This is a genomic window from Neobacillus fumarioli NBRC 102428, assembly GCF_001591485.1.
Lineage (GTDB): Bacteria > Bacillota > Bacilli > Bacillales > Cytobacillaceae > Neobacillus > Neobacillus fumarioli.
The window spans coordinates 1-13690 of record NZ_BCUZ01000067.1; the positions used below are offsets into that span (position 1 = coordinate 1).

14 protein-coding genes, 1 pseudogene and 1 riboswitch are annotated in these 13690 nt (G+C 41.3%); of the genes and pseudogenes, 12 read left to right on the forward strand and 3 right to left on the reverse strand.

The features are described 5' to 3' along the window. The first annotated feature begins 236 nt into the window (after window positions 1-236). Window positions 237-350, forward strand: a riboswitch (TPP riboswitch). A gap of 163 nt (window positions 351-513) precedes the next feature. Continuing rightward, window positions 514-2286, forward strand: a complete 1773-nt coding sequence (gene thiC / locus BFU02S_RS10610; protein WP_066370207.1) for a phosphomethylpyrimidine synthase ThiC — start codon at window positions 514-516, stop codon at window positions 2284-2286. Window positions 2287-2486: 200 nt separating this feature from the next. Here thiC and BFU02S_RS10620 read toward each other — a convergent pair whose 3' ends face one another. Next, a complete protein-coding gene (locus tag BFU02S_RS10620; protein WP_066370218.1) occupies window positions 2487-2798 on the reverse strand; it encodes a hypothetical protein in 312 nt (103 codons plus the stop codon). Between the two features lie 351 nt (window positions 2799-3149). On the opposite strand from BFU02S_RS10620, the gene BFU02S_RS10625 reads away from it, so the two are divergent. Genes BFU02S_RS10625 through BFU02S_RS10635 form a run of 3 tightly spaced genes read left to right on the forward strand, consistent with a single transcriptional unit; the run spans window position 3150 to window position 3792 of the window. Next, window positions 3150-3368: a hypothetical protein gene (locus BFU02S_RS10625; protein ID WP_066370221.1), complete on the forward strand. Its 219-nt coding sequence runs from the start codon at window positions 3150-3152 to the stop codon at window positions 3366-3368. Continuing rightward, window positions 3358-3570 carry a spore germination protein gene (locus tag BFU02S_RS17690; protein WP_066370224.1) on the forward strand — a complete coding sequence of 71 codons (213 nt, stop codon included), beginning with the start codon at window positions 3358-3360 and terminating at the stop codon, window positions 3568-3570. The genes BFU02S_RS10625 and BFU02S_RS17690 overlap by 11 nt, the downstream gene beginning before the upstream one ends. Continuing rightward, window positions 3571-3792 carry a hypothetical protein gene (locus BFU02S_RS10635; RefSeq protein ID WP_066370229.1) on the forward strand — a complete coding sequence of 74 codons (222 nt, stop codon included), beginning with the start codon at window positions 3571-3573 and terminating at the stop codon, window positions 3790-3792. Between the two features lie 299 nt (window positions 3793-4091). On the opposite strand, the gene BFU02S_RS10640 is transcribed toward BFU02S_RS10635, so the two are convergent. After that, the gene (locus BFU02S_RS10640; RefSeq protein WP_066370232.1) at window positions 4092-4406 is read right to left on the reverse strand and encodes a DUF421 domain-containing protein; all 315 of its coding nucleotides are present in this window, start codon (window positions 4404-4406) and stop codon (window positions 4092-4094) included. A 99-nt stretch (window positions 4407-4505) separates the two neighbouring features. Next, window positions 4506-5057: a pyridoxamine 5'-phosphate oxidase family protein gene (locus tag BFU02S_RS10645; protein ID WP_235842035.1), complete on the reverse strand. Its 552-nt coding sequence runs from the start codon at window positions 5055-5057 to the stop codon at window positions 4506-4508. A gap of 110 nt (window positions 5058-5167) precedes the next feature. Here BFU02S_RS10645 and pdxR point away from each other — a divergent pair, with 110 nt between their 5' ends. From pdxR to glsA, 8 genes and pseudogenes are all read left to right on the forward strand, one after another. Continuing rightward, window positions 5168-6601, forward strand: a complete 1434-nt coding sequence (gene pdxR / locus BFU02S_RS10650; RefSeq protein ID WP_084361073.1) for a MocR-like pyridoxine biosynthesis transcription factor PdxR — start codon at window positions 5168-5170, stop codon at window positions 6599-6601. A 227-nt stretch (window positions 6602-6828) separates the two neighbouring features. Further along, window positions 6829-7842, forward strand: a complete 1014-nt coding sequence (locus BFU02S_RS10655; protein ID WP_066370234.1) for an ABC transporter ATP-binding protein — start codon at window positions 6829-6831, stop codon at window positions 7840-7842. Beyond that, a complete protein-coding gene (locus BFU02S_RS10660) occupies window positions 7823-8791 on the forward strand; it encodes an ABC transporter ATP-binding protein (protein ID WP_066370236.1) in 969 nt (322 codons plus the stop codon). Before BFU02S_RS10655 ends, BFU02S_RS10660 begins: the two co-directional genes overlap by 20 nt. Window positions 8792-8838: 47 nt before the next feature. Beyond that, on the forward strand, window positions 8839-10446 hold the full coding sequence (locus BFU02S_RS10665) for an ABC transporter substrate-binding protein (protein ID WP_066370240.1): 1608 nt from the start codon (window positions 8839-8841) through the stop codon (window positions 10444-10446). Then, window positions 10446-10607: a hypothetical protein gene (locus BFU02S_RS16755; RefSeq protein ID WP_157075902.1), complete on the forward strand. Its 162-nt coding sequence runs from the start codon at window positions 10446-10448 to the stop codon at window positions 10605-10607. The genes BFU02S_RS10665 and BFU02S_RS16755 overlap by 1 nt, the downstream gene beginning before the upstream one ends. Before the next feature lie 52 nt (window positions 10608-10659). Then, complete coding sequence (locus tag BFU02S_RS10670; RefSeq protein ID WP_066370244.1) at window positions 10660-11667, forward strand: ABC transporter permease; 1008 nt, start codon at window positions 10660-10662, stop codon at window positions 11665-11667. Between the two features lie 14 nt (window positions 11668-11681). Further along, complete coding sequence (nikC, locus tag BFU02S_RS10675; RefSeq protein WP_066370248.1) at window positions 11682-12581, forward strand: nickel transporter permease; 900 nt, start codon at window positions 11682-11684, stop codon at window positions 12579-12581. Between the two features lie 108 nt (window positions 12582-12689). Further along, window positions 12690-13618, forward strand: a pseudogene (glsA, locus tag BFU02S_RS10680) (glutaminase A). Window positions 13619-13690: the final 72 nt, after the last annotated feature.

Genomic DNA, 13690 nt, shown 5'->3' on the forward strand with positions numbered 1-13690 from the left:
TTTTACGCTTACATTTTTATGACAAAAGAACTAGGGTGAGTTCTTTCATGAACTTATCTTTTTTCACCTTAAACAAAGAATCCTTTGCAATCATTTAAGGGGAGTCCCGAAACGTATTTTCATTAGGACGAGATGTGATTACAGGACCTTTCTAACTAAAATGAAAAAAATAGAAACAAGTACTTTTAAAATTTCATAAACTATGATATTCTTTATTCCAAGAATTTCATATTCTAAAGCTCTACTAGGGGAGTCCGAGAGCTCGGACTGAGAGAAGGATGCGTTAAATTCTTTGACCCTTTGAACCTGATCTGGATCATACCAGCGTAGGGAAGTAGTTATAACTGCGCTACATTTGTTTTTCCATGGGCGTCACTACTTTTAGACAAAAATCAGGTTCTGTGTATGCAGAACCTTTTTTTATTGTCTTTCATTACTTGCTTCTTTTGAATGTCAAGAATGAACTATGCTGTAACTTCCGGATCGAACCATTATATTGAAGGAGGAAGTTGCATGCAGCAAACAGGAGTAAATATTGAATTAAAATCACAATTCACAGGAAGTAAAAAGGTGTATGTGGAAGGATCGCGGCCTGATATTATGGTCCCGATGAGGGAAATTCAGCTAAATCCGACGGTTACTTCGTTTGGTAAAGAGGATAATGCTCCAATTCGGGTTTATGATACAAGCGGCCCGTACACAGATCCAAGTTATCATGTCGATATTCGAAAGGGGCTTCCGGCATTACGAAAAAAATGGATCCTTGAACGGAATGATGTTGAGGCATATGAGGGAAGAGAAATTAAACCGGCAGATAATGGCTATCGTGAAGGGGATGAGCGAGCAAATCTTGAATGGTTTCCGAATATAAACAAAACACCGCTTCGAGCAAAAAAAGGGAAAATTGTCACCCAAATGCATTATGCCAAAAAAGGTATCATTACTCCTGAAATGGAGTATATTGCAATCCGTGAAAATTTGGATCCTGAATTTGTACGTAATGAGGTTGCCAGTGGAAGAGCCATTATCCCAGCCAATATTAACCATCCGGAAAGTGAGCCAATGATTATCGGACGGAATTTCCATGTGAAAATTAATGCAAACATTGGAAACTCTGCCGTCACTTCTTCTATTGAGCAAGAAGTTGAAAAAATGACATGGGCCACCAGATGGGGTGCAGATACCATTATGGACCTGTCAACCGGAAAAAATATTCATACCACTCGTGAGTGGATTATCCGCAATTCACCTGTTCCGGTTGGGACAGTGCCGATTTACCAGGCTTTAGAAAAGGTGAATGGAATTGCAGAGAATTTAACTTGGGAAGTGTATCGTGATACGTTAATTGAACAGGCAGAACAAGGGGTTGATTATTTTACTATTCATGCTGGTGTCTTATTACGTTACATTCCATTAACTGTCAAAAGGATAACCGGAATTGTGTCCCGCGGCGGTTCGATTATGGCACAGTGGTGTTTAGCACACCATCAGGAAAATTTCTTGTATACCCATTTTGAAGAGATTTGTGAAATTCTAAAACAATATGACATTTCCGTTTCTCTTGGTGACGGATTGCGCCCGGGCAGCATAGCGGATGCAAATGATGAGGCCCAGTTTGCCGAACTTGAAACCCTTGGAGAATTAACAGAAATTTCCTGGAAACATGATGTCCAAGTTATGATTGAAGGGCCTGGCCACATACCAATGCATATGATTAAAGAAAACGTCGATAAGCAAATGGAAATTTGCAAGGAAGCGCCATTCTATACATTAGGTCCTTTAACAACGGATATCGCACCAGGGTATGATCATATTACATCAGCAATTGGTGCTGCCATGATTGGCTGGTTTGGAACCGCCATGCTGTGTTATGTAACACCAAAAGAACATTTGGGTCTCCCAAATAAGGATGATGTTCGGGAAGGCGTCATAGCTTATAAAATTGCCGCCCATGCCGCTGATCTGGCGAAAGGACATCCAGGTGCCCAAATCAGGGATAATGCCTTATCGAAAGCCCGTTTCGAATTTAGATGGGAAGACCAGTTCAACCTGTCATTAGATCCGGAACGTGCAAGGGAGTACCATGATGAAACCCTCCCGGCGGAAGGCGCAAAAACAGCTCATTTCTGTTCCATGTGCGGACCAAAATTTTGTTCAATGAGAATATCTCACGACATTAGAGGAATGGCTAACTCTGACAATTCGCTGGATGAGGCAACCATTGAAGAAGGCATGAAGAAAAAAGCTGAGGAATTTGTTCAGGATGGCTCCAACCTATATCGATGAAATAAAAAAATTAAAAGAAGAGATTGATTGTTTACAACAAAGGATTCAGTACCTGCAAGGAAAAATCAACCGCATCCAGCTTCAATGCAAACATATTTTTCTAGAAACAACAGGAATGAGAACATGCCAAAAATGCGGGTTTACGGAGAGCACCTATTACTAACATAATAAGCCACGGGATTTTACCCCCGTGGCCCTATTTATCGAGAACATGTGATAACAACAAATTGTCCGGGAAGCAGCATCCTTGTATCTGCCGGACGCCCCCCTGTCCTTCTTTCACAAAAAACATCAATAATTGTATAATCACAAAAAATTCTTGCAAATTGATTTGGGCCTAGATTAATATCTCTTAATCTTTGTGTTGGTGCCCCTATAATGGGTAAACAAAATACAACGGCAATTTCCCCTGGTCTTAATATTGCTTGATTGGCAGTCGATCTTCTGGATCTGCCAGAAGCATCGACAATCGTTATTAAATGGCCTTGCGAAAAACTACTAAAATCCCGCAAATTTTCCCATATCCTTTCATACATTTTGTTAACATAATATGCTGAACAAATTATGTTCGAAAGGGTATTTGTCCACATAGCACGGAACTTTTATTTACCGGCCTTAAAATATAAGATTAAGTTATTACCTTTTATAAAATATTAGTATTTTAGTTTATAGATCAAAATCTATCTTTTTGACCCATTTGGGAATCGAATGGAATTGCTGGAGTGGAGTTAAAAAAGGGAATGGCGGATTGAATGATTGACTTAAGCACCTTCGAAATGAAACATAAAATAAAAATGAAACGAAAACACCTTTTCATTCTCATATTCATATTCTATAGCAGTTGGGCATTCGGGAGGTGCGGGATGGCTGTAGTCGATCATTTAATTTGTCATATTGGCAATTTTAAAATAATAAATTTAAACGGAATCGTTAATATCGGAATGACTTTAAATAAACACGGCGAATCGAGTGGGGATTACATTGTATTCGGGGATGAGAAGTTCCCCATTGCAGAAAACGCACAAATGTCTAAAGTACCCATGATTACAAATGGATTAAATCCCGTCAATCATGAATATTAGCATTGGAATACTTAAGGTGAATTCTGTAACTGCTTCATCTTCCGTTAATATCGGTACGACTTTTATCATCAATCCTTCAAGCAACACGAAAAATCAAATTGGTACACTAAACAACGGTGACGGTAATACCTTGATAACTCACAACCCAATTTATGATCCTGATGTGACAGATGATCCAGCTGCGATACTAGGGGGCGTATGAATGTTACCAATCTTTATTGGAGCCATTAAATCATCGACAGTTCAACATGGAGATTCCTTCAACATAGCAGGCTTTGGCGGTATTTTAAATGCGCCAGGGTACAATCAGAAAATTCAAGCAGGACAGCTTAATAACGGAGATTTCAACCCTTCTATGAATGTTACACCTTTATTGGATGCGGATGGAATTGATCATCCTTCGGGCATCATAAAAGGATTTTGATACATTGATGAAAATTAACATCCCAACGATCGTTATCTCCCAAATCGAAAAAGGTCATCTAAATATAGGAAGGAATACGAATCTCCGAAAGGTGAGACCGCAAGATCCTATTAGGCTGGTACCACTTTTACCTGTGAAAAAGAATACTCAGAAATTAAAATGAGCCTCGAATCAGTCTCTTCTTTTTTGATCATTCCGTTTATCAATGTACAATGTCCCATCCTTTTGGATCTCGGCGTAAAATACTTCGGCAAGGGAAGTTCCTGCTTTCTTCAATTGAGCATGTAACCAATCAGTGCTTACATTAATTGCTCCATATGTTTTATAACAATGACAGGTGTTCCATCGACAAGATTACGAAACTTTTTGGATTTAATATCGATCAAACCAAAAATAATGGTTAATCCACACCATGTGGCTAGGCTAATAATTCCTAAAGATAACTTAACACTGTGATCCAGTGATATATCTCCTGCAACTGCACCAATGGATATCCCGGTAACATAATTAAAAAATGTAAGCTGTGAAATTTGTTTTCTTCCCATCAATCTTGTCAAAAGCAACAGTACCAAAAATGCTATCGCAGATCTTCCTATGACTTCAAGCACACTCATATACAAACACCTCGCTAATGTATTTTTGCCAACATTTGCTTACAATAGACAGGCATCCATGAAAAAACAAAAGGGCGGTCATTTGGTCCGCCCTCCTGTCTATTTTTTTTGGTCATGATGTTGTGTCTTTCCGTTATTGAAAAGTTTTTCAGGCTGGAATGGATTTTCCTTTGCACTTATTTCTTGTGCTGTTATTTTATAGACAGCTGTATGGCTGCCGAGTGAAGAGCGATATTTTTCAAGATGGGTGCTTGATAGCGGCTGATCATAATAGCCGGGAACATATTTATCAAGCATTTTCTGCATGGCTTTAACCGCTTCTTCGAGGTTTGTTACCAATTTAACTTCCCCAAAAATCATGACGCTCATATAGGCCGTATCTGTCTTGGCCGGGATTGGGCTTGTTAAGGTTCCTCGATTTGCACTGACTGTGAAACAGCCGTTAGGGTTTTCTCTAATAATGGTGACCTTTCTTCCTTCTGCAGCTCCGTGAAAATAGATTGCTCCGCCCAGCCAAACAAAGTTAAGCGGGATCACATATGGCATCTTCCCATCAGCCAACCCTAAAAACCCTGTTTTCTCCTCATGCAAAAATAAATTGATTTTTTCTTGATCCTTACATTCTAAAGTCTTTTGCCTGATTGGAATCACGTACTTCACCTCGTCATTTTTTTCTGTGCTATACTCATTTTATAAATGGACTGTCCTATATTGGAGTTACAGATTTATGTTTTTTTATAAGGACAGATGGAGGAGAATCTATGGATGTCAGCCCATTTATCAAGAAAGAAGAGTCAAGCCCAATTTATTTACAGCTTTATCACTATTTTCGTGAACAAATCGAGAGCGGGCGCTTAGCATCAGAAGCAAAGCTTCCTTCTATTCGGCAGCTATCTCAAACGCTTAATATTAGTAAAAATACAGTTGAACTTGCTTATCAGCAGCTTGTTGCAGAAGGATATATCGAGGGTAAAGATAAGAAGGGCTATTTTGTGTTAAAGTTGGACCCCTTTGATTTCAAACATGAGCCTGATCTAATATCATCCGATGCAAGTAAAAATAAGGAGCTGCAAAAAGAAAAAACATTCATTGATTTTCATTATGGCAATATTGAATTGAGTCGTTTCCCGATTAAATCTTGGAAAAAATGCCTGATCGATGCCTTGAATGATCCAAATCAAGAGGTGTATTCATATGGAAATCGGCAGGGGCATAAAGGACTACGGGAGGAAATCGCGAAATACCTTTTTCAGGCTAGAGGGGTTCAATGTTCTGCCAACCAAATTATTCTTACTGCCGGGACGCAATTAGCAATTCAATTGTTATGTCAGCTGCTTTCCTTACGAAATACAAAAGTGGCGATGGAGAATCCGGGATATGACGAGGTCCGCCGCATTTTTGAAAGCCAGCATTGTGAAATCGTTCCAATTTCTCTTGAGGAAGATGGAATCCATATGGAGGAATTGGAGAAAGTTTCAGCTTCTTGTGCGTATGTTACGCCATCCCATCAATTTCCAATGGGAATGGTGCTACCGATCCATAAGCGGATCAAACTATTACAATGGGCCCAGAAACATTCCAGCTATATCATTGAGGATGATTATGATAGCGAGTTCCGATATCAGGGTCAGCCAATTCCATCGTTAAAATCTCTCGATACGAATGGAAACGTGATCTATCTTGGGACTTTTTCGAAGTCATTTCTTCCGGCTGCCCGTGTCAGTTATGTTGTTTTACCTGATGATCTGATGAAAAGGTTTCAAGCTGAATTCTCTTTTTACAATCAATCTGTTTCACCTTTGATTCAGGAAGCCCTTTTTCTGTTTATGAGAAATGGGCATTTTAGCCGGCATATTCGAAAAATGAGAACCATCTATCAAGCAAAACAAAAAGTGCTGTTAGAAGCAATTGACAAATTTTTAACAGGTGTTACCGTCATTGGGCAAAAGGCAGGACTGCATTTATTGTTGGAATGCGGCAAGGTGGATGCCAGGAAATTATTAAAACAAGCAGAAACGCTCGGAGTGAAAATTTATTTAACAGAACAATACTGGTTGGGGGCAAGCCCCCATTCCAATCAGTCGATTATAATGGGATATGGCGGCCTAACGGAAGAGGAAATTAAAATAGGTATTCAGAAATTAGCGATGGCTTTAAAGCAAGCTGGGAGGCCATCAAAATTTATACAGGAATAAGTTAACTGAATATTTATACGATCACAATAATATTTATGGAATAATTTTGGAGCCTGACACCCAATAGGTGTCAGGCTCATTTTTAAGACAAAAGGTTGGAAAATACTAGATTGAAAAATAATGATTGACAAGTTTTGCGAAAAAAAGTAAAAATATTATTAAAGCAATATTCGTAAAATTTATTATTTTATAAAACTTAACGTTTAAACCAATAGGCAGGTGAAAGTGTGAGTAAAGAACCGATTTTACAACTTAAAAATTTAAAAGTTTCCTTTCAATCTGGAAAAAAGTTCTTTCCTGCAGTTGACGGGGTCAGTTTTGAGCTTAGGGAAGGAGAGATTCTAGGAATTGTCGGAGAATCAGGGAGCGGAAAAAGTGTTACTTCTTTAGCCTCCATGGGGCTGATTCCCTCCCCTCCCGGCAAAATTGAGAGTGGTGAAATCCTCTTTGAAGGAAAAGATTTGAGAAATATTTCCGAAAAAGAGTGGCGAAACATTCGCGGAAATCAAATTTCAATGATTTTCCAGGAACCAATGACTTCTTTGAACCCTTTGTTTACAGTTGGAAATCAATTAATGGAAGCGCTTAAATTACATACGGATCTTTCTAAAGCAGATGCAAAGGCCCGGTGTATTGAATTATTAAGGCTGGTTGGTATCCCAAGGGCTGAAGGAATACTCAAAGAATATCCGCATCAGCTCTCCGGGGGAATGCGGCAGCGGGTCATGATTGCCATGGCGATGGCTTGTAATCCAAGAGTGCTGATCGCCGACGAGCCGACAACTGCTCTCGATGTTACGATTCAAGCACAAATTTTGGCCTTAATGAAGCATCTAAACAAAAAAACCAATACATCCATCATCCTTATTACCCATGATCTGGGGGTTGTAGCAGAAATTTGTGAACGCGTCATTGTCATGTATGCAGGTCAAATCGTAGAGCAAGGTGATGTCAGGACCATTTTGAAGAATCCGCAGCACCCTTACACAAAGGGCTTATTGAAATCCGTACCAGATTTAAGGCAGAAGAAAGACCGGCTTTACAGCATTCCCGGTACGGTACCATTACCCGGATCCGTTCAAAAGGGCTGCCGATTTGCCGCAAGATGTGCCGAAGTTTTCGGAAAGTGCCATAATGAATCACCGGAATTAGTGCAATTGGAAAACCTAGGGACTGAAGTGCGGTGTTTCTTGCATACGTTGAAGGGGGAGAGTGAAACCTGTGTCGGAGTTACTTCTTGAAGTAAACGGACTTAAAAAGTACTTCCCAATTACCGGCGGCATTTTTGGCAGAGTAAAAGGAGAAGTCAAAGCTGTTGACGATGTTTCTTTCTATGTGAAAAAAGGAGAAACATTGGGAATCGTCGGTGAGTCCGGCTGTGGCAAATCTACGACAGGCCGCCTTTTGATGCGTTTAATTGAGGCGAGTGACGGCAGAATTATTTTTGAAGATAAAGAGATTACAAGCATGTCAAAGTCTGATTTGCGAAAAGTGCGTCGCGACATCCAAATGGTGTTTCAGGACCCTTATGCCTCATTAAACCCAAGGCATTCCATTGAGAAAATCTTAGAGGAACCTCTGATTGTTCACGGAATTGGGACAAAGGAGGAAAGGAAAAAACGGGTGAAAGAAATGCTCGAAGTGGTTGGCTTAAGCAGTTACCACGCCAAGCGCTACCCGCACCAATTCAGCGGCGGCCAGCGCCAGCGGATTGGGATTGCTCGGGCACTAATGACCAAACCGAAGCTAATTATTGCCGATGAACCTGTCTCGGCACTCGATGTCTCCATTCAGGCCCAAGTATTGAACCTGATGAAGGATATCCAAAAAGAATTTCAGCTTACCTATATTTTTATTGCCCATGACCTTGGGGTTGTCCGTCACATCAGTGACCGCGTCGGTGTCATGTATTTAGGGAGATTAATAGAACTTGCCGATAGTGAGGAACTCTATGAAAATCCTAAACATCCATATATAAAAGCGCTTCTGTCCGCTGTTCCGATTCCGGACCCTGATCTAAAGAAGCAAACGATTTTAATTGAAGGAGAGCTGCCAAGCCCGGCAAATCCTCCTTCAGGCTGTGCTTTCCATACAAGATGCAGCGAGTGCATGGATATTTGTAAAACTACGAGGCCAAAAGAGCACGAGTCAAACGGTCATTATGTTGCCTGCCACTTGTATAACGAGTAGGACGGGAGCACTTATGATAATTAAACTTAGGGGGTTATCAGAAGCTTATGAAGAAAAGATCACTTACATGGCTACTAATTTCAGTAATGGCGATCAGCATGTTTCTAGCTGGCTGCGGAAGCAAATCAACCAGCAGTACGGCAAAGGATGACACGAAGAGCGGCTCCAAAAAAGATACGCTTGTATACGGCCGCGGCGGTGACTCCACATCATTGGACCCGATTACTACAACAGAAGGCGAAACATTTAAAGTCACGATTAATATTTTTGAAAATCTAGTCAATTACGGCAAACAGGATACTACCTTACATCCGGGGCTGGCCAAAAGTTGGGAAGTATCTCCAGATGGATTGACATATACGTTCCATCTGCGGCAGGGAGTAAAATTCCAGGACGGCACTGATTTCAATGCTGATGCCGTAGTATTTAACTTTAACCGTTGGATGAATGGCGATGAAAAGCAATTTCCATATTACACTATGTTTGGCGGCTTTAAGAAAGACCCGGGACATGTTATTAAAGAAGTAAAAGCGGTTGATCAAAATACCGTTCAGTTTATCTTGAAACGGCCAATGGCCCCGTTCCTGAAAAACCTGGCCATGTCGCCATTTGGCATTGCCAGTCCGTCTGCTGTGAAAAAATGGGGAGACAAGTTCAGAGAACATCCAGTCGGAACAGGCCCGTTCAAATTTGTTGAGTGGAAGCAGAATGATCGCATTGTTCTTGAAAAGAATCCGGATTACTGGCAAAAAGGTCTGCCAAAGCTAAACAAAATCATTTTCCGTGTGATTCCGGAAAATACAGCCCGTTTGAACGCCTTGGCTAATGGCGAAATCGATGTGATGGATGGCTTGAATCCTTCTGATGAGGCAACGGTTAAGGCTAACAAAAACCTGCAAATTATCAAACGTCCGTCGATGAACGTAGGCTACCTAGGTTTCACGGTGACCCGCAAACCATTTGATAATAAGCTTGTTCGTCAAGCATTAAGCTATGCGATTGATAAAAAAGCCATTATCAAAGCGTTCTATGGCGGTCAGGCAATCCCGGCAAAAAATCCGATGCCGCCTTCCATTGAAGGGTATAACGATGCCGTTCAAGATTATCCATACGATTTGGAAAAAGCAAAACAACTGTTAGCACAAGCCGGCTATCCAAACGGATTCTCAATGGATTTATGGGCCATGCCTGTTGCCCGTCCATATATGCCGGAAGGAATGAAAATCGCAGAGGTCATTCAGGAAGATTTGAGCAAAATTGGCGTTAAAGCAAAAATCCAATCGGTTGACTGGGCTACTTATTTACAGAAAGCCACCAAAGGTGACTTTGATGCTTATATGCTTGGCTGGACAGGTGATAATGGGGATCCTGACAACTTCTTATATGCCCTGTTAGATAAAGACAGCATTGGCAGCAACAATTATTCCCGTTACGACAATCCTCAAGTTCACGACCTGTTAATTAAGGCACAGCAGGAAGCTGACCAGACCAAACGAAATGATTTATATAAACAAGCGCAACAGATCATTCACGACGATGCACCATGGGTCCCGCTTGTTCACTCCACACCGTTATTGGCGGCATCTAAAGACGTAGTAAATTACGTACCGCATCCAACAGGTTCGGAAGTTTTGAGCGAAGTAGAATTTAAATAATGAAGGAAAGAGGGGAGGAGCATTGCCTCCCCTTTTTTGAAAAAGAGCGGCAAGAAGCGCAAATAGAACTGGTGAAACCGCAAATAAAATCGGTGAAACCGCAAATAAAATTGGCAAATCCGCAAATAAAATCGGTGAAACCGCAAATAAAGCTGGCATAACCTAAATAGTCTTGCAAAAATCTTAACAGCCCTACAAAAAGAGGTGAAAAAGGTGCTAACCTATACAGTCCGACGGATTTTTTCATTAATCCCGGTATTGATCGGGATGACGCTTGTTGTTTTTGCCATTATTCATGCCATTCCAGGAAATCCTGCACAAGTTATCCTTGGGCAAAGAGCCACAAAGGAGGCGGTAAGGGAGCTGACAGAACAGCTTGGCTTAAATAAGCCCTGGATTATACAATACTTTGAATATATCAAAGCCTTACTCCATGGTGACTTAGGTATTTCGTTAAGAACAAGGGGCCCTATTAATGAAGAAATTTGGCCTTACTTGATGGCAACACTGGAATTAACGATTGTGGCGATGCTGATTGCGATTATTATCGGTGTGAATGCAGGGATTATTAGTGCCTGGTTCAACAATTCATGGTTTGATTATGTAGCCATGGTTTTGGCACTCATTGGCGTGTCGTTGCCGATCTTCTGGCTGGGATTAATGGAGCAATGGGCTTTTTCCATCCAACTTGGCTGGCTGCCAACAACAGGCCGAGAGGATGTAAGGGATCCCGTCTCCGCGATTACGAACTTGTATTTACTTGATACACTAATGCAAGGCAGGATTGACCAGTTTTGGACCGTGCTGCAACATTTAATTCTGCCGAGCCTGGCGCTTGCTACGATTCCAATGGCCATTATCGCCAGGATGACTCGGGCAACGATGCTCGAAGTGATGAAATCGGATTTTATTCGTACAGCTAGAGCAAAGGGGCTTAGAATGTTTTGGGTCGTATACAAGCATTCTTTTAAAAATGCGATTATTCCGGTGTTGACGGTTATTGGTTTGCAAACAGGACTTTTACTCGGAGGCGCGATTCTGACAGAAACCATATTCGGCTGGCCGGGAATTGGCAGATATTTATATGATGCCATCACTTATCGTGATTACCCTGTGATCCAGTCTGGGATTTTAATTATTGCGTCCCTTTTTGTCTTGATCAACTTGATTGTCGATCTTTTATATGTTTTCATCGACCCAAGAATTAAGTATACGAAATAGAGGGGGGAAACACAGTGGCAGAACTGGTGAAAAATACGGTTGAGATTCCTACATTACAAACTGAAGAAAAGACGATTTCTCCGTGGAAAGAGGCATGGCAATCGTTTTATAAAAACCGCCTTGCCTTGGCAGGGTTGATCATTGTTGTCTTTTTTATCATTTTGGCAATCATCGCACCTCTCGCAGCACCATACAGTTATGATGGACAGACATTGACAGATAGGCTGCAGCCGCCATCAAGCAAACATTGGTTTGGAACTGATGACTTCGGCCGTGATATTTTTTCCCGAGTTGTATACGGGGCAAGAATTTCATTATGGGTCGGTTTTTTCTCGGTTTTAGGTTCCGTAATAGCCGGGACACTGCTTGGCATCATAGCAGGCTATTATGGGCGCTGGGTGGATACGATTATTTCTCGTGTATTTGATGTAATGCTTGCTTTTCCTAGTATTTTGCTTGCGATTGCGGTTGTGGCCATTCTTGGACCATCGTTGCAAAATGCCTTAATTGCGATTGCCGTTATAAATATTCCTAATTTTGGGCGGCTCATTCGTTCGAGGGTGCTGAGTGTGAAACAAGAAGAATATATTATGGCTGCACGGGCAATTGGAATGAAAGATTCCCGGATCCTCCTGCACCACATACTGCCAAACAGTATTTCCCCGGTGATTGTCCAGGCGACATTGGCGATTGCCTCTGCCATCATAGAGGCTGCCGGGTTGGGGTTTCTTGGATTAGGAGCTCAGCCTCCTACTCCGGAGTGGGGCAAAATGCTGGCTGATTCCAAGCAATATCTTGTACAGGCTCCATGGACATTGTTCTTCCCGGGAATTGCCATTGCATTGACCGTGCTCGGATTCAACCTGATGGGAGATGGCTTGAGGGATGTACTGGATCCGAAAATGAAACAATAAAGAAGAGGCTCAGAACGAGTCTCTTCTTTGTTTTGACTACTCTCCAAAATATAAGCTGCATTTGTTTTGATGAGACTGGAATGTTATACTACTCTCGGTGATGCGAAAATGTCATGTCAATCAAGTGATGAATTAATACGATTTCTGGAAGAAGCAAAAACCTATACAAAAGAAGGCAAGGTTGCAGACTATATTCCTGAGCTGGGAAAAGCAAATCCCAATGATTTGTCAATTGCCATTCATGATCCGGACGGAAGATGTATTTCGGCGGGAGATATTGATAAAAAGTTTACGCTGCAAAGTATTTCAAAAGTGATCAGCTTAGCCTTTGTCCTAATGGATAGAGGATTTCATTATGTATTTGAACGGGTTGGTATGGAGCCTACTGGAGATCCATTTAATTCGATTGCCAAGTTGGAAACAATGGCTCCAGCCAAACCGTTAAACCCGATGATTAATGCTGGGGCCCTTGTTGTCACTCATATGATAAAAGGAGATTCAGTAGAGGAGCGGTTTCACCGGCTATTAGGCTTTATCCGGGAATTAACCGGCAGTACCTCCATTAGCTATTGTGAAAAAGTGGCCCGTTCTGAATTTGAAACAGCCGATTTAAACCGGTCTTTATGCTATTTTCTTAAGCAGCATAAAATTATCGTAGAAGATGTTGAAACATTATTGGATTTATATACCAAACAGTGTGCAGTTGAAATGAATTGTTTAGAGTTGGCGCGGGTTGGGCTGATTTTTGCGATGGACGGAGTGGATCCCTTAACGGAAAACGGATTATGCCCGAAGATGTCGCCCGTATTTGCATAACATTTATGGTCACATGCGGAATGTATAATGCATCAGGCGAATTCGCCATCAAAATAGGCATTCCGGCAAAAAGCGGTGTATCAGGTGGAATAATGGGAGCTGTTCCTGGCAAATTTGGTATCGGTGTCTTCGGACCTGCATTGGATGAAAAAGGAAACAGTATAGCCGGACTGAAACTTCTCGAGCTTTTATCAAGAAATTATCGGCTCAGTATGTTTTAAAAATTTTTTATGACTTAGATGAAAGACCAAACTCTTGCGGTAAGGCGAAGGAAAAGTCCTTCATAAGCAGAA